19 protein-coding genes are annotated in these 16,556 nt (G+C 60.3%); 17 read left to right on the top strand and 2 right to left on the bottom strand.

Going from position 1 to position 16,556, the window contains the following annotated elements; all coding sequences use genetic code 11:
• Window positions 1-57: 57 nt before the first annotated feature.
• The 5 genes from NLU14_RS08655 (at window position 58) to NLU14_RS08635 (ending at window position 1,882) form a co-directional block, all read left to right on the top strand.
• Window positions 58-336 (top strand): hypothetical protein, encoded by a 279-nt coding sequence (locus tag NLU14_RS08655; RefSeq protein ID WP_275705830.1) that lies wholly within the window; start codon window positions 58-60, stop codon window positions 334-336.
• A gap of 76 nt (window positions 337-412) precedes the next feature.
• Window positions 413-874: a hypothetical protein gene (locus tag NLU14_RS08650; RefSeq protein ID WP_275705829.1), complete on the top strand. Its 462-nt coding sequence runs from the start codon at window positions 413-415 to the stop codon at window positions 872-874.
• Between the two features lie 39 nt (window positions 875-913).
• On the top strand, window positions 914-1,282 hold the full coding sequence (locus tag NLU14_RS08645; protein ID WP_275705828.1) for a hypothetical protein: 369 nt from the start codon (window positions 914-916) through the stop codon (window positions 1,280-1,282).
• On the top strand, window positions 1,275-1,484 hold the full coding sequence (locus NLU14_RS08640) for a hypothetical protein (RefSeq protein ID WP_275705827.1): 210 nt from the start codon (window positions 1,275-1,277) through the stop codon (window positions 1,482-1,484). The genes NLU14_RS08645 and NLU14_RS08640 overlap by 8 nt, the downstream gene beginning before the upstream one ends.
• Window positions 1,481-1,882 (top strand): DUF2570 family protein, encoded by a 402-nt coding sequence (locus NLU14_RS08635; protein WP_275705826.1) that lies wholly within the window; start codon window positions 1,481-1,483, stop codon window positions 1,880-1,882. The genes NLU14_RS08640 and NLU14_RS08635 overlap by 4 nt, the downstream gene beginning before the upstream one ends.
• Before the next feature lie 168 nt (window positions 1,883-2,050).
• Here the strand turns inward: NLU14_RS08635 and NLU14_RS08630 are convergent, their stop codons facing one another.
• Together NLU14_RS08630 and NLU14_RS08625 are read right to left on the bottom strand one after the other, a co-directional pair.
• Window positions 2,051-2,512, bottom strand: coding sequence for a hypothetical protein (locus tag NLU14_RS08630; protein WP_275705825.1), 462 nt, complete (start codon window positions 2,510-2,512; stop codon window positions 2,051-2,053).
• 29 nt (window positions 2,513-2,541) lie between these two features.
• The gene (locus NLU14_RS08625; protein WP_275705824.1) at window positions 2,542-3,291 is read right to left on the bottom strand and encodes an FkbM family methyltransferase; all 750 of its coding nucleotides are present in this window, start codon (window positions 3,289-3,291) and stop codon (window positions 2,542-2,544) included.
• Between the two features lie 133 nt (window positions 3,292-3,424).
• On the opposite strand from NLU14_RS08625, the gene NLU14_RS08620 reads away from it, so the two are divergent.
• The 12 genes from NLU14_RS08620 to NLU14_RS08565 all read left to right on the top strand — a co-directional run bounded on the left by NLU14_RS08620 (window position 3,425) and on the right by NLU14_RS08565 (window position 16,551).
• Entirely contained in the window at window positions 3,425-4,714 is a 1,290-nt protein-coding gene (locus tag NLU14_RS08620) for a hypothetical protein (protein WP_275705823.1), read from the top strand.
• Window positions 4,711-5,778: a hypothetical protein gene (locus NLU14_RS08615; RefSeq protein ID WP_275705822.1), complete on the top strand. Its 1,068-nt coding sequence runs from the start codon at window positions 4,711-4,713 to the stop codon at window positions 5,776-5,778. Before NLU14_RS08620 ends, NLU14_RS08615 begins: the two co-directional genes overlap by 4 nt.
• Before the next feature lie 20 nt (window positions 5,779-5,798).
• Window positions 5,799-7,847 carry an immunoglobulin-like domain-containing protein gene (locus NLU14_RS08610; RefSeq protein ID WP_275705821.1) on the top strand — a complete coding sequence of 683 codons (2,049 nt, stop codon included), beginning with the start codon at window positions 5,799-5,801 and terminating at the stop codon, window positions 7,845-7,847.
• Window positions 7,847-8,422, top strand: coding sequence for a terminase small subunit (locus NLU14_RS08605; RefSeq protein WP_275705820.1), 576 nt, complete (start codon window positions 7,847-7,849; stop codon window positions 8,420-8,422). Before NLU14_RS08610 ends, NLU14_RS08605 begins: the two co-directional genes overlap by 1 nt.
• A complete protein-coding gene (locus tag NLU14_RS08600) occupies window positions 8,412-9,854 on the top strand; it encodes a terminase large subunit domain-containing protein (protein WP_275705819.1) in 1,443 nt (480 codons plus the stop codon). The genes NLU14_RS08605 and NLU14_RS08600 overlap by 11 nt, the downstream gene beginning before the upstream one ends.
• Complete coding sequence (locus NLU14_RS08595; protein WP_275705818.1) at window positions 9,854-11,959, top strand: portal protein; 2,106 nt, start codon at window positions 9,854-9,856, stop codon at window positions 11,957-11,959. Before NLU14_RS08600 ends, NLU14_RS08595 begins: the two co-directional genes overlap by 1 nt.
• A 103-nt stretch (window positions 11,960-12,062) precedes the next feature.
• Window positions 12,063-13,118: a hypothetical protein gene (locus NLU14_RS08590; protein ID WP_275705817.1), complete on the top strand. Its 1,056-nt coding sequence runs from the start codon at window positions 12,063-12,065 to the stop codon at window positions 13,116-13,118.
• Between the two features lie 20 nt (window positions 13,119-13,138).
• Window positions 13,139-14,380: a N4-gp56 family major capsid protein gene (locus tag NLU14_RS08585; RefSeq protein ID WP_275705816.1), complete on the top strand. Its 1,242-nt coding sequence runs from the start codon at window positions 13,139-13,141 to the stop codon at window positions 14,378-14,380.
• Window positions 14,381-14,435: 55 nt separating this feature from the next.
• Window positions 14,436-14,852 (top strand): hypothetical protein, encoded by a 417-nt coding sequence (locus NLU14_RS08580; RefSeq protein WP_275705815.1) that lies wholly within the window; start codon window positions 14,436-14,438, stop codon window positions 14,850-14,852.
• Window positions 14,853-14,902: 50 nt separating this feature from the next.
• Complete coding sequence (locus tag NLU14_RS08575) at window positions 14,903-15,316, top strand: hypothetical protein (protein WP_275705814.1); 414 nt, start codon at window positions 14,903-14,905, stop codon at window positions 15,314-15,316.
• Window positions 15,317-15,319: 3 nt separating this feature from the next.
• The gene (locus tag NLU14_RS08570; protein ID WP_275705813.1) at window positions 15,320-15,979 is read left to right on the top strand and encodes a phage adaptor protein; all 660 of its coding nucleotides are present in this window, start codon (window positions 15,320-15,322) and stop codon (window positions 15,977-15,979) included.
• Window positions 15,976-16,551: a hypothetical protein gene (locus NLU14_RS08565; RefSeq protein ID WP_275705812.1), complete on the top strand. Its 576-nt coding sequence runs from the start codon at window positions 15,976-15,978 to the stop codon at window positions 16,549-16,551. The genes NLU14_RS08570 and NLU14_RS08565 overlap by 4 nt, the downstream gene beginning before the upstream one ends.
• The last annotated feature ends 5 nt before the right edge of the window (window positions 16,552-16,556 follow it).

Here is a 16,556-nt window from a genome sequence, read left to right as displayed (position 1 = left end):
GTTCCGCCGTCGCGGCTTTTTTGTTGCCCGCAAGAAAGTACGAAGAAGGAATGAAGCATGTTTACAGTCAAGATTTGCAACCCAGGCGACACCAAGTATTTCGAAACAGAGTCCATTCACCATGAAGTCATCGATGCCGGAGAAACGCTGCGGTTTAGCGCGGCAGGCCGAGAACACTGGTGGATGCTGGACGATCCTCGCCATGGATCAAGCTCTGACCCTCACGGCATCGAAAAGGCCGAGAGAATTTACGTTATGAACGAGTCCGGTAAAACGGTAGATATCTTTCGGGCCCCCGCTTTAGTGGCCGGCGGAAGGTGCGGCTCTACCGCCTAGCCACAATTTCCCTGGCCGGGTTCGCCTGACCAGATGCCTCGCCAAGTGCGGGGCTTTTTTATTTCTGGAGGTTGCCATGAGCATCCACCCCGGCCAACTCCGTGAGTACATTATCCGCCCGGTCCTGAACCGTATCGGCTTGTACTCGGAAGCGGCTGAAGAATTGCTGATGCTCACGGCGGCCACCGAATCGTTGTGCGGCAAGTACGTCCACCAGGTGGGCGGGCCGGCCCTGGGCATTTTCCAGATGGAGCCCCGGACCCATGACGATATCTGGGATAACTATCTGAAGTACAAGCCGGACCTGGCGTCACACGTCAAAACCTACGGCCGCATCGCTCAACACATGCCCGGCGATATGTATTACGCCTGCGCGATGGCCCGCGTTCACTACCTGAGAGTGTCGGAGCGCCTGCCGTCCGCCATGGATATCGATGGCCTGGCCCAGTATTGGAAGGACCACTACAACACGCACCTCGGGGCTGGAAAGCCGCAGGAAGCGGTCCACAACTATCAACGCTACGCGCTGGTTGATTAAACCCTCGCCATCCGAGCCCACATGACCCGAGACGAGAGAATGCCCTGGAATTCAATTCAAGCGCAACTATCGGACGTTAACGGTGTCTGGGCCTTTCTGGGTGTCGTATTCACCACCATGTGCTTTGCCGCACTGGCGTTCGTGAAGCTGATGCTGCTGGGAAGAACGTCCCGCGATGCGGACCTGAAAGAGCGTGAAGCGCTGTTTGCCGAGCATATGGCCGCCGAGCTAAACCGCCTGAACACCCTGGTCACAGACCTCGACAGTGCCCTGAAGACTCAGGCGATAGACCACCGCGAGGCCATGCAGCGAGAGCGCGAAGAGTGCAACGCCAAGATGCACGGACTGAAGACCGAGATTGATCTCCTGAAGCGTCGGATGAGCGAAGAGGAACAGCGAGATGCCTGACTTTCTACGCAAGCACCGTCTGATACCGCGCCTCGTCATGATCTGGGGCCCAGTGATTATTACCATCGTGCTCTTGCGAGTGACCGAGCCTGACGCGATTCAGGCCATCGGCGGCGCGGGGATGGCCACCATAGTGACCGGCACAATCGGGATTCTTGCCACGGCTATCGCTTTGTACCTGAACAAGCCGGGCGATCAATGATCACCAAGTACGTGGTTGGCGGCGCCGGCATTGTCATCCTTCTGATGGCCGGCACGATCTGGGCCCTGATGCAGTCGCGCGATACGTTGCTCGAGGAAAACGCCAACCTCACCCAGGCCATGGACCAGGCCAAGGTCACCAACGACCAGAACCAGACCGAGATAGCCAGGCTGGAAGCTGACATTCGCTGGCGCGACCGGCAGGCCGTCATCCGTTCCGACCGTGAACAGAAACTAAGCGATCAGCTCGCCGCCACCGAGAGCGAACTGAAGGAGTTGGTAAAAGATGCGCCTTGTAGCGGCCCTGACTATCTGTGGCCTGATGCTGTTTATGAGCGGATGCGGGCCGGCACAGTGGCTGACCCGAACCGAGTACAAGAAGAAGCCGGTACCCGCTGAGTACCTGATACCCCGCGGACTGCCGGCGCCACCTCAGCGCATTGACTGGTGTCCGGTCTGGGCCGAGCAACTGAAGAAGGTTCATGAGGCCTGCGAAGGCGACAAGGCCGATATCAAAGCGTGGAGTGATCGGCCGATTGATGCGGTTAATGAGGCGTTTGACTGACTTCAGGCCAGCCATTTATCCGGCGGCTGACCGTAACCTAGCCTGAAACCCCACCGCTCACGCTCAACCCGTACCAGAAAATGGTTAAGCCTTGTGAGTGGCCCCGGCGCCTTTGGCACCGAAAAGCCGTATTTCAGAGCAAGATCACGGAGACTGGCACCCCAATCAACCGGATCAACCTCTCGGTGAATTCTGCTCAGCGCGACAAGCAACGAAACACAGTCATCATCCAGCGGCTCTTCAATGGATCGCTCGATGGCCGCGATAACGAGCGGGTCTGAGGCGCGCCTTTCTTCAAGGTCCGGCTCGTACTGCTCAATATCGATAAACAGGCCGACTGGGTCCCTGCGCCCTGCTGCACCATACAGGGCAAGCCCGCTACTCGTTCCGCCCGCTAAGCTTTTCGCTCGCTGGCAGAGAAGGTGGCTCCAGGCGCTGTCAAATATTCTGTCAGATAGACTCATTGCAAGACCTATATTCCACGTTCTGGTGATCAGTTTGGGAGTGTAGCAACGGTGTCACTGTCAAGTTGTTCGACGCTATAGCCGTAACCAACAAGGAACGAGTGGAGCGCCAAGCTTCTTTCGGCGCCAATCCCATTGGATTCATAGACGATCCAACGGGGTTTCCCGGCCTTAAAGTCATGGCCATAAATAACAGCGTCGTCATGCCCTTCGGCGTCAATGAACAGCAGGTCCGGCGCCTTGCCCGACAAGTGCTGTTCGATCACGTCGGACAGGGTAATAACGGGCGCCTCGACAGGCTCCACAACACTCTCCGGGGCCGAGTGCTTGGCAATGGTCCGCAGCTTGCGCTCAATGAACTCCCGTTGAAGCGATGACATCCGCAGCCAGTATAGCGCCTGATCAATGCTGAGGTCTTTCAGGAACGCCCGGGAGCATGCCCAAAAGGTCAGGTTGTTACCAGACGCATCGGACAGCGCGGCATTCACGAACGCCAACTTCTGGCGCCCAGACAAGTAAGCGTAGTTACGTTTCAGCAACTCGAACACCGGGGGCAGCGGCTCAACCAGGGCACCTTCCCAACGGTTGTTGATGATGTGCTTGCGGAGCGGATCCCATCGCAGGCCGTCGGACGCCCCGACCTGGATAAAGCGGATCGGCCCGTGAGCGGACAGTGAACCGAGCCAGTTCCCAAGCTTTCCGTGCGTGCTCCGGCGCGAATTGATTGCATCGTAAAGCCTCGGGCTTCTCCTGATGGCGCTAACAATCGCTCGTCTCATTGTGACCTCCATTTGCAAGAGGTTATCTGAGGCAAGATCCCGGCCTATTTGTTCTTTAAACACCAGAAACAGCAGCTTGGTTATCGCTGCTTTTCTGTCATGTAAACAAACCTGACAGTCAAAAGGCGCTGAAATGGCTACATCCGACTCACCACTGAGCGTACCGGATATCACGCTGGCTGTGGCTAGATCTGCCGGTGGCGGCCCTGAGCCAACTAGCGCCCCTTCGATCAGCTCTGTGACGGATAACGGCGATGGAACGCTGACGATTCTCGGAAGCAACTTTGGCAGCAAGTCCCAAGCAGCTCCGGTATTGGTGGATTATGTGGACACCGCCTTCGAGCACGGTGTTGAGAATGCCTTCACTGCCGGCCAGCCAAGCGATACCCAGATAGACAATGAGGCATCGGCCCGCATATGGAACCAGGTCGTTACCGGTGAAGTAACCCCAGGCGGAAGAGTGGCTGGCCAGAGCCGAATGTACCGACTGCTTGGCAACCACGGGACGCTGAGAGAGCCGCACAAATACAACCTCAATGAGCGTAATGACGGCAATCGCCGGATGTATTTCGCGGCCTGGGTTAAGTACAAGTACAACGCGACCCAGCATAGGATGACCACGGATGAATATACCGTTGGCACCTTCATTCCGGGCGAGACCATCAGCATCAATAACGGGGAATACATAGGCTATTTCGCGAACCCCTGCAGCGAGCCCGGTAACTTTGTTCACACCTTCCGGTTCGATGCATCCTCGCTGATTCAGCCGGGCAAAGCTGAGCTGGTTGGAAAAACACTGGTTGGCCAGGATTCCGGGGCCACCCTGACATTCCCAAGTGACGCCAACTGGGGGTCTGCCTACTCCAATGGTCAGGCCTTTGTGCGAACAAGAACCCCGAAGGTCGCGCGGTTTTGGGATGACCCGGGAGGCAATGGTCTGAGAAGCTCGATTGCTGTGCTGGACGCCTATATCTCTACCAGCGCCGACATCAGAACCGGTGTGCACTACCAAATGATCGAAGAGTGGCACCTCTTTGAAAATGAGATTGATCTAACGGTGGATGGTTATTGGGGGCACTTCATTGATCGAGTCGCCAGAGCGGATCAGTCGTTCGACGGAACCATCACCCCGACAGATCCAGCCTTCAGCATTCTCGTCTCTCAGTACGGCATGGATGGCGATATAGACGAAGGGCAGGTAACCGAGATCGCCGAGGTGTATTTCGATAAGACGCGCCAGAGGGTGTATCTGGGCGACGCCGCTACCTTTTCTGCCTGCACGCATGTTGAGCTTCAGCGCCCGACAGCCTGGGCGGATGACGGCGTAACGGTGGCTAGAAATGACGGCACGCTAGCAGGCGATAGGTGGGTGTATGTGGCTGGGCCTGGCGGTCTAATTAACGAACAAGGGGTACAGGCATGAGATTAAAAGTAAATCTGGAGGACAACCTGACCCCTGAGCCCGGATGGGATTCGGCTATATGTACCTCTGCCGGCACAAATACAAACGTTGCCACGCTCACAGACTGGGACACCTCTACCGCAACAGATGTCGTGGTCGATACGATCACCCCATTCACTGACACATTTCCATACGCATCTGGAAACTACGCCACGGGCCTAACTGGCGGCTGGGAAGAGGTAGTATGGGCTCAGTTCAATTACAGCGCGGATCTGGCGGCCAACCCTGCTGCGGTTATTGACCTGAGAAGCACCTCGGCAACGCCAACACTGGTTGTTGGCCAGTCCTATCTGGTCAGGCTGGGCGGCGCTTGGGGCGAGGATGACAGGGATGTTAAATACACGGTAAACGGTGTCTCTGCGGTCTACAACAACATCACTCAGGCGAAGCCGTGGGTACCGCCCGCCCCAGTTGAAATCACTGCCGTGGCGACGGATGACGGAACCGGCAAGGGCGTGCTGAGAATTACGGCAGAAGAGCCTGTCGCGGGCGGTCGCAACTATCTCGCTGCCATCGAAGTGCTGGAGGTCGCAGGGCTCCCCGGAATCCGCAAAGGCGGCTCCCAAACCTTCGATAAGCCCGCAGGCATCGGCACCATCGCCAGCGTCACCCTGAACGGCAACGCCATCACCCTCGACAGCCAGGACGCCAGCACGTTCACGGTCACTGACTCCGATGCGAGCATCACCGCCAGCGGCGCTTACGACCTGGTTGCGACCGGGGATACCGTTGAGACTATTTCGGTGCAGGTGAATGTGGTGGGGCTCTCAGGAAATACGCTCCGTAAGGACGGTGGCATCCTGGCTTCCCTCACGGACATTGAGGTCATCGTGATGACAGGGGCCGCAGGTAGTCGGGTGATTAACCAGAATCCTTCTGGGTTGGTCTCCGATGTGTCTGGTGATACCGCAGCACTTGAAGTCCCTGACCTAGCCCTGAGTGTCGATGATCCGGTATTTGTGATCCTACATTCCGCAAGCCAGGGAGCCGGCGTCCCGTTTAGCACCACGCTGGAGCTCATCTGATGGATCTGAACTTCGGGTATGTGGCGAACGATGGGGCGCTGGAGTTTGGGTACACCGGTGCGTTCACGTCCGGCCCTGATCTCACCGTTCCGGCGTCACTGACCGAAGGTGAAACGGCGACCATCACGCTGTCCGGCAACACGAACCCGCCTACCGCAGCCCGACTGAACGGCACGGTTGTCGTACTGACCGACGTGGGTGCCGGCGACTTCACCTTTCCGGTACCGCGACTGCCCGACGATCCGACTGCAGAGTTGCAGGTGGACGTGGACGGCTACACGGTTGCGGCCATCACCGACTACGAGAACCTGTTTCCGCTCGCCAACACAGAGCACGGCGAGCCGCACGAATTGTCGGCGCTGTATCAGGTCACGCTGGATACGCTGCAGCCTTTCGAGATTCGCATTGCCAGCGACACCGATCCGGCCATCATGACCGTGGGATGGGCTCAGATAGACGCCGATGGTGCCTGGCTGGAAGATATCTCCCCGTACATCACGCTGGCCTCTGGTGTGGAGAGCGGCACCTCCACCGCAACAATTGATATCTACCGCCATGAGCAGGGCGATGTAGTGACGCGCACCGTCACTATTGAAGACCTTGGCCCGAACGGCACGGTCACCATCGATGACATCAATGCGTCCCGGAACGCGGCGACAATCAGTTTCAGCTACGACCGCGCGGACCTGACCGGTTACGAGTACAGCCTGGATGGCGGCGCCACACTGGTCACGACCAGCAACCCGGCGGAACTGACCGGGCTGGAGTCGGCAACGACCTATAGCTTCTGGATCAGGGCGGTAAATGCGGACGGCCCCGGCACTTGGACCAAGATTGAATTCACAACCGATGCCGGCGTGGATACCACCCCGGCGCCCTTCAGCTTCACCGCACAAACGGGTGTCGCCCGCGCCATCACCGTCACCTCGAACACCATTACCGTTACCGGCGTGGATGCAGGCACTGATATCCCCATCTCTGTTTCCGGCGATCTGGGCAGTCAGTATTCGGTGTCCACCGATGGCGGCGCGACGTTCGGCGGGTGGACCGATACGCCCACCAACGTCCGGCTGAACTACCGCGTACGGGTTCGTCACACCACCAGTGATGAGTATTCGAGCGGCGGCTACGATGGCGTCCGTGAGACGACGCTCACCATTGGCGGCGTGACCGGCACCTTCACCAGTACGACCCTAGCCGATACGATACCTCCAGTTATTTCGCTGACAGGCGGCAACCAATCCATCGTCCAGGACACAACCTGGGTAGAGCCCGGTTACGAGGCTGTCGATAACGCGGATGGGGATATTTCCGTCTCTGGCGTCGAGGTCATTGGCACCGTCGATACCAGTGTGCTGGGCCAGCAACAGATCCTGTACCGGGCCACGGACGCCTCCGGCAATGTCGCCGAGAGCACGCGAACGGTCACCGTTGTTGAGTTTGTGCCAGACGATACGACCGCACCGGTTATTCAGCTGACGGGCGGCAACCGCACGGTTACCGTTGGCGATACGTGGATCGATCCCGGGTACACCGCGACCGACGACACGGACGGCGACCTCACCGACCAGGTGGCTGTGTCTGGCGTCGTCGATACCTCCACGCCCGGCAGCTACCCCATTACCTACACGGTATCCGATGCGGCCGGCAACGAATCCGTTGCAACCCGGATCGTCACCGTTCTGTCAGCGACCCCGTACCCGCTGACCGAGAACGCACCCGCTGCCCGCACCTTCGAGGGCAAGCGCGTCCTGCGCTTCGAGGCGGGCGAACCGATCTTCATCCTGCAGTCCGGCGAGACGCTGGATTTCGATTTTGATCTGTCCAGTTGGCTCACCGAACAGGGCGACGACATCGCCGAGGGCACGCACCAGATTGCCGAGATCGCGGACGCACTGGACGTATTGGCCTCCGGCACCATCCCGGGCACCGACCGGATCAAGGTCTGGCTGCGTGCCGGGCAGGTCCAGAGCAGTCAATCCTCGCTGGTTCAACTGACCGTCACCACCACCGGGTTCCGGACCGCCGTCTTCCAGTTCCGGGCGCTCATCATCAACCGGATGCAGTAATGCAGCTATCACCGAATCCGAGAGAATCCACCAAGGCCAAAATGCGCGAGTTCGCCGACCTGTATCGGGGCGGGCCTGAAAAGCTCCGTGGCAACTCCGCAGCCTGCTATGGCCATTTGCACCCGAAAGCCGCGCTGGCCACCTGCAAGGTCTGGGGCTCCGAGTACCTGAACCACCCGTACACCCAGGCGATCTTGAAGGAGAGGACGAACGCGGTGGCGGAGGCGGCGGATATTACGCAGGATCGCGTATTGCGGGAAGTGGCGCGCATCGGCCTGTTCGATGGCCGGAAGTTGTTCAGGGCGGATGGTAACCCGATCCCGATCCATGAACTGGACGACGACACGGCGGCTGCCATTGCGGGCGTCAAGGTGCGCCGGGAGATGAGCCATGAAGGCGATGAAGAGCTCAGTACCGTTATCGAGTACAAGATCGCCGACAAGAACAGCGCCCTGGAGAAGTTGATGAAGTATCTGGGGGCTTACGAGAAGGACAACAAGCAGAAAGGACTCCTGGCGGATCTGCCGCGCGACATGCTGCAGTTGATCACGGACAAGCTGCGAGATGAGGTCTGATCTTGGCTGGCTGGATGCTCTGCCGGCGACTGCAAAGCGCGCCCTGTTAGCGGAAGCGCAGGCGGAACTGGACAAGGACAAGCTCGCCGATTACCGGCCGTACCCGAAGCAGAAAGAATTTCACACGCTCGGCAAGACGATGCGAGAACGCCTGCTGCGGGCCGGCAATCAAAACGGCAAGACGTATTGCTGCGGGTCGGAGGTCGCGTACCACCTGACGGGCGAGTACCCAGATTGGTGGGAGGGCCGCCGCTGGAGTCGCCCGGTCATTGTCTGGGCATCCGGCGAAACCGGGGAAGCTACCCGGGACAACCCGCAACGGGCCCTGCTCGGATTCGTGGGCGCGGAAGGTACTGGATCGATCCCGCATCGCTGCCTGGGCCTGAATCACGGCAACTACGGCATGGCCTCCGGTGTCGCGAACCTTTACGACTACATCCGGGTTCGTCACATCTCCGGCGGATGGTCGCTGCTGAAGTTCAAGTATTACGCCCAGGGTCAGCGCAAGTGGCAGGGCCCGCCAGTAGATCTTGTGTGGTTCGATGAGGAACCGCCCGAGGACATCTACGACGAGGGCCTGGCGCGGACCATTGCGACTGGCGGATGTGCGGCCATGACGTTTACGCCGCTCAAAGGCATGTCGAACGTGGTGCGGAGGTTTCTGATGGACGCAACGGATGACCGGGCAGACATCAACATGACCATCCACGACGCCGAGCACATTTCCGCAGAAGAGCGCGAGCGGATCATTCGCAGCTTCCCGGCCCATGAACGGGATGCGCGAGCGAAAGGCATACCAACCCTCGGCTCTGGCCGGATCTTCCCGGTGGACGAGGACACCATCAAGGTGCCGGCGTTTGCCATCCCCGAACACTGGCCCATTCTCGGCGCCCTGGACTTTGGGTGGGATCACCCGACCGCCGCGGTGAAGATCGCCTGGGACCGGGATTCGGATTGCGTGTACTTCGTCAGCGCGTACCGCAAGCGCGAACAGACACCGCTGATTCACTCGGGTGCGCTAAAGCCCTGGGGTGCCGAAATGCCGTGGGCCTGGCCGCACGATGGCCACCAGCACGATAAAGGTTCTGGCGTGCAGTTGGCCGAGCAGTTCCGCACCCATGGCCTGAACATGCTGCACGAGCACGCGCAGTACCCGGAACAGTCTGACGACACCCGGGTCAGCCGCACCAGTGTAGAAGCCGGGTTGGCCGACATGCTCGATCGCATGCAGACCGAGCGACTGAAAGTCTTTGATCACCTTCTTGAATGGTTCGAAGAATTCCGCCTGTACCACCGCAAGGACGGCAAGGTCGTGAAAGAGGGTGACGACCTGATGGCGGCGTCCCGTTACGCGATCATGATGCTGCGTTACGCCCAGGTGTCCCGCAAACAAACCGTAGTCCACCGTCCGCCGCCGAACTGGAGAGTGTAATGGCCGAACAACTAAGCCGTGAGCGAATTGAGGAGATCCTGGTTGATCTTCGCAATGAGCCGCCGTGGCGCAAAGAGGCGCAGCGCGAAGCGGACTTCTACGACGGCAACCAGTTGGATCAGGCCACTCTCCAGCGCATGGAGGAACTGGGTGTACCGCCCATCGTCGTCAACCTGATCAAGCCGACCGTGGATACGGTGATCGGGCTGGAGGCCAAGACGCGGACCGATCCGCTGGTCACCAGCGACAATCGTGCATCCACCGAGGGCGCCGAGGCGCTGAACCAGAAGCTGAAGGAAGCGACCCGCATGACCCGGTTCAACCGGGCGCTGTCCGATGGTTTTGGCAGCCAGGTCAAGTGCGGCATCGGATGGGTGGAGGTAGGGCGCGAAGCGGATCCGTTCCGCTACAAGTACCGCGTACGCACCGTTCACCGCAACGAGATATGGGCCGACTGGCGTGCGCGCGAGCCGGATTTCTCGGATGGCCGGTTCCTGGTCCGTCGCAAGTTCTACGACGCGGACGAACTGGAAACCTTTTTCCCGAAGCACAAGCATCTGATTCGTCAGTCCATGGCCGAACGCCCCATGTGGGAAGGTCCGGACGAAGTGGACGAGACGCTGGCACGCGCGTGGGGCATTGAGCGCACGACATCACTGCTGGCCGAAGAATGGCGCGACATCGAACGCCGCCGCCTGGCGCTGTACGAGGTCTGGTACAAGGTCTTTACCCATGCGTGGGTGCTAGACCTGCCAGACGGTCGTGTCGTGGAGGTGAACCGCAAGGAGCGCCGCCACCTTGAGGCTATCGCGACAGGCTTGCTGGAGCCGCGCAAGGTCCGCACTCATCGCGTTCGGGTCGCCTATTATCTCGGCCCACACCAGATGGATGACGAGCCGACACCGTACCCGCACAACCGGTTTCCGTACGTGCCGCTGGTGGGTTACCGCGAGGACCGCAGTGGTGCCTTCTACGGCCTGATCCGGGCCATGAAGTCGCCGCAGGAAGAAGTGAACGCTCGCCGATCGAAGATGCTTTACAACCTGTCTACCCGTCGCGTGATCGCGGATGGTGACGCGGTTGATGATCACGGCAAGGCCGCCGCCGAGGTTGCCCGCTCTGATGGTTACATCATTCTGAACAAGAGCCGCCAGAACAAGCAGGGCGCGTTTCAGGTCGATACCGATGCCGGCCTGAACGAGCAGCAATACCGGCTGATGATCGAGGCGAAGGGCAACGTCCAGGAAGCCAGCGGCCTGTTCCAGGAAATGATGGGACGCAGTCAAGGTAGCGGACAGTCCGGTGAAGCCATCAAGTCCCTGGTGGAGCAGGGCACACAAGTGCTCGGCGAAATCATGGACAACTACACCGAGGCCCGTCGCTCGGCCGCCGAAATGCTCATGTCGTTGATCACCGAGGACCTGGCGAAGTTGGACCAGGTGCCCGTGGAGTGGGAAGACGAACAGGGCGCGCTGCGCGAGGTCGTGCTGAACCAGCCCCTGGTGGACGAATTTGGGCACCGGTACCGCAGCAATGACGTGCTCAGATTGCGCACCAAGGTCGTGCTGGACGAGACGCCGACGAGCTCCAGCTACCGGCAGCAAGTGCTTGGCCGGATGATGGAGTTGACATCCTCGCTGCCGGATCAGTTGCAGGCCGCCGTCATCGATCTGGTGGTGGACGCCAGCGACCTGCCCAACCGCAAGGCCTATCTGGAACGCATCCGCAAGGCCACCGGCGTGGGTGGCGAGCAGGATCCAGCCGCACAACAGGCTGCGCAGCAACAGCAGGCCCTGGAGATGCGGGATAAAAAGCTGGCTCTGGACGAGCGTGAAGCCAAGTTGAACGAGACTCTGGAAAAGACCAGAGAGACGGCTGCGCGCGTCGAGAAAGTCATGGCGGACGCCTATTACACCAAGGTGCGCGGCGACAAAACCGCAGGCGTTGAATCCGCCTATGACGCCGCCCGGACGCAAAAGACCTACAGCGAAATACAGTCCGATGCGCGGGAAAATGAGCGCAAGGACATCGAACAAGGGGCCGAGATGTACGAACGATCCCGGCGCCTCTCGTCCGATCCACGAAACGGATCACCACAGCAGTAACCACTGAAAGCACCAAGAACCCGGCCCTCGCCGGGTTTTTTCGTTCTGGGGGCACGACAGATCCCCTCACTAGGTCGCAACTCCCGCGATACAGGAGAACAGCATGGCTGATAAACGGCTCGATGAGTATTTGAGCAACCCGGATGAGATACCAACCGACGAGGAAAGTGTCGAGGAATTTCTCCGGCAAATGGGTGATGACGGAGCCGACGAGGCGTCCGTGACCGACGACAAGGACGACGATGACGGCAAGAAGCCGCCGGAAGAGGCTGAGAAAAAGCCCGATCCGGAGCCCGAGAAGAAGGACGACCCTGCAGAGGGTGACGACAAGGACGACGACAAGGCTCAGGACGAACCGCAGTCGGTCATCAAAACCCGCGATGGCAAACACGAAATCCCGTACTCCGTGCTCGAGGCGGAACGCGAGCGGGTCCGCAAACTCAACCGCGAACTGGATGAGTTGAAGGCCGAACGCGAGCGCATCGAGGAAGAACGGAAGCAACAGGAGAAGGCGAACACTCAAGACGACTCCGGCAAGTCCGCCGACAAGGACACTTTCGATCTTGAGGCCTACCGCGAGGAATTTGGCGACGAAGCCGCCGAAGCGGAAAAGGCACGCCGTGAACAGTTGCACGAAATGCGGGAGACCCAGAAGCGCCTTGAGAAGGAACTGACCGACAACCGGACCTGGCGTGAGCAGCAGGAGGCGAAAGCCAAAGAAACGGCCCAGCAGGAAGCGGACCGGCTGCAGAACGAGGTCAATGAGGCCATCGACTCGATTCCCGAGCTCAGCAAGTGGATGAACGACGAGGATCCCATGTGGGACGCCGCCGTCGCCCTGGACAACCGGCTGCAAAAAGATCCGGCGTTCAAGGACTACTCGCTGAAGGACAGGTTCGAGACCGTTGTTCAACGACTCACCGGCAAACAGCCTGCACCGAAAACCACCGAAGACCTGGAAAAGGCTGCGGACGAGAAGTTGGCCGCCAAAGAGGCTGCCACCCGTACCGCGCCCAATTCCCTTTCCGACCTGCCTGGCGGGATGCCCGCCGATCAAGCCGAATCCGACACGCTGGAGCGTATGACGCCCTCCCAGCTTGAAGCCAAGTTGGCGAAAATGTCGCAGAGCGAGATCGACGAGTACCTGTCCAGGCTGTGACCTATAGCTGAGGACATATCATGCCTACGAACATCCCTGTCGGGTCGCCACTGGCCCGCAAGCTCTTTTCCGTCGCGGCCTTCGCTGAAACCCAGCGCCGGCCATCCATGCGCAAGAACCTGACCGGTCCGGCACCGAAGCAGGGAAATGCGGAATCCAAACTGAAGGGCCAGACCAGCCCCGACTACCCCATTGTGCAGATCCGCGATCTGTCCGTGGGCGCCGGCGACAACGCCAGCATCGATCTGTTCAACATCGTGACCGGGCTCCCGAACATGGGGGATCAGAAGATCGCCGGTCGCCTGATGGACCTGACATTCAGTTCCATGGACATCAAGATCGACCAGTACCGCGCCGGCGTGGATACCGGCGGCCGCATGGCCCAGAAGCGCACGGTTCACGACCTGCGCTCCATCAGCAAGGCCAACCTGGCCGGCTACGGGGCTCGCCTCGAAGACCAGCTGACCCAGGTTCACCTGGCGGGCGCTCGCGGTTTTGAGAGCGGCATCGACTGGGCCGTCCCGCTGGAGACTCACAGCGAGTTCGGCGATGTGGTGGTCAACGAGGTGCTGCCCCCGTCTCGCAACCGGTACATGGTGCCGGGTAGCGCAACCGACGTGACCGATCTCGGCACCACGGATTTCATCACCCTGGAGACCATCGACATGATCCGCTCGATCATGGATGAAGATGTGTTCCCGCTGCAGCCGATCCGGCTGATGAACGGCAAGGGCGAGATGGATCCGGCGGCCGACGATGCGCCTCTGTACATGCTGCAGATGACCAGTCGTCAGTGGTACCACTTCAACCAGCAGACCTCTCCCAACGACTGGCGGACCTTCGTGGCCAACGCGCATGCGCGTAGCCAGGGCTGGAACCACCCGCTGTTCCTGGGCGATTGCGGCATGTGGAACGGCATTCTGATCAAGAAGCTGAACCGCGCCGTGCGCTTCCCTGCCGGTAAGGCTGTGCGCGCCTACGACGCCAACGGCAACATCGTCAACAAGACAGCGGCCGTGGATACGGACCGTGCGCTGTTGATGGGCGCCCAGGCGCTGGCAGAGGCCTACGGCAACCACGGCAAGTCTGGCCATTACGCCAACTGGCACGAAGAGTGGACCGACCACGAGAACCGCATGGAGATCTCCATGGCGTTCATGGGTGGCAAGAAGAAGGTCCGCTTCAAGCGTCAGGACACCAACGAGATGACCGATCACGGCGTGTTCGCCATCGACAGCTACTCGCCTGATCCCAAGGCGTAACCGTTAACGGGGGCGTCCACCCGGGCGCCCTTGCCAGTTCTGGAGGATTAATCCAATGGCAGACCTGAACAAAGAAGTCCTGCAAGCGGACGTTGTCCACGCAGGCGAGTACGGCAATCAAGCCCGAGCTACCCGGTCCTACACCGGGGCGCTGGCCAGCGGGGATGTATTGCACCTCATCCGCCTCCCTGCCGATACCGAGCTGCACGACCTGGACTTGTTCCATGGTGTCGGCGGTGCCGCCGCAGTCGTTGATGTCGGTTACGTGCCGGTCAACTCGGACAACGGCGCCGGTGATCCTGATTACTTCCTGGCAGCAGCGGACATTGCGGCCGCCGGTCGTAAGCGGGCAAACACCGCGCTGAAGCCCGTCCGGCTGCCGTACGCCGTGGACATCGTGATCACGGCAGGTGCCGCAGTGGCGTCCAACGAGATCACGGCCAGCGTGCAATACGAGTGGCGCGGCCGCTAAACCCACCTTGACGGGGCCTTCGGGCCCCGCATTTCTCCACGGAGAAGGCTATGAAAATTCAATACGTAGGACGCCAGCGGACCCACCGCGAGCGACTGTACGGTACCGGTGTGGTATTTGCGGGCCGTGGCGACGTTCAGGAAATCGAGGACGAAAAGCTCGCGCGCAAGATGCTGTCCCGTCACCCGGACCAGTACGCCGAAGTTGAAGCCGAGCCGTCCGCCGACGCTCAGAAGACGGGCGATCCCGGTGGCGACAACACGCCTGCCCCGCAGATCAACATCGACGGCACCCTGACCCCTATCGCAAAAGCGACCAAGGACCAATTGGAAGCGTTTGCCCGGGAGCAGTTTGATGTCGAGTTGGACAAGCGCAATACCAAGGACGACCTGATCGCCGAGATACTGGCGTTGATTGCGGACGCGGAAGCCAGCGCCGACGCTCAGAAGACGGGCGGGGAATAACCCATGACCACGGCGGGAGAGATCTGCACACGCGCCGCTCGCACCCTGTTCGATGAAACGAACACGCGGTGGAGCGAGCCCGAGTTGCTGGAGTACCTGAGCGATGCGCAGCGCGAGGCGGTGAACCTGAAACCGACCGCGTACAGCAAGAGCGAGGCGATACCACTGCAGCCAGGCACGTTGCAGGCCCTTCCCGCCGGGGCCGTGGCCCTGATCGATATCGGCGGCAACATGGGTGCGGACGGCAACACCCCTGGGGCCAGCATTACCCAGGTGGATCGCACCATCCTGGAAGCGGTACGCCCCGGCTGGCGATCCTCAACCCCGAACATCAGTGCGAAGCACTACCTGTACGACGACCGCGACCCGACCGCTTTCGAGGTGTACCCGCCGCAGCCGGATCCGGCCGGGCACGTCCAGGCCACGTTTGCAGCCGAGCCACCCGTTCTCGCCGCGACGGGCGACACGTTGGCGCTGTCCGCCATCTACGACACCGCCCTGTATTACCTGGTGCTGTCGCGCGCGTACAGCAAGACCAGCGGCACCCAGGATTTCAACAAGGCGATGGGCTACCAGCAGATCGCGCACCAGTTGATCACCGGTCGCAAGGTGACCAAGCAGGAACTTCACCCCGAACAGGTACAGGAGCGGACTAAGCGATGATCTGGAGTGACCTGTATCAGCACATCCTGCCACACGTGCCGGGCTGCCCGGAGCCGCTGGTTGAGGACGAGGTTCGGCGTACCGCGATCCAGTTCTGCCGCGAGACGCACCTTTGGGAAGAAGAGTTGCTGAGCGTGTACCCGGTTCACGGGGTTGCCCGCTATCAACTGAACTTGCCGGAAGAGACCGAGGTGCTGTCGCTGGCCTCGGCCGTTCAGCGCAAGGACAAGAACAAAGACGGCACCGCTCTATGGCCCTCCATCAACGTGTTTGGGCTGCTGCACTTTGATCCACCCCTGGACCCCGATGAGGGCCCGGTGGAGATCCGCGCGATCCTGCGCCCGTCACGATCCTCTGGCGGCGTCCCGGACCGCATCGGCCTGGACTACGACCGCGCACTGATCCACGGCGCCATCGCCAGCCTGCAATCCATTCCGGGCCGCGACTGGAGCAACCCGCAAATGGTGGCGTGGCACACAACCAAATACACCGATGCCGTTACGGAAGCCTGGGTACGTCGGGCCACCGGCCACACCGAGAAGCCCCTGCGCGTTACACCCCAACCGTTCTAAGGATG

The organism is Marinobacter iranensis, assembly GCF_029207565.1.
In the GTDB taxonomy this organism is placed as follows: domain Bacteria; phylum Pseudomonadota; class Gammaproteobacteria; order Pseudomonadales; family Oleiphilaceae; genus Marinobacter; species Marinobacter iranensis.
This window is presented reverse-complemented; position numbering and strand designations above follow the sequence as displayed.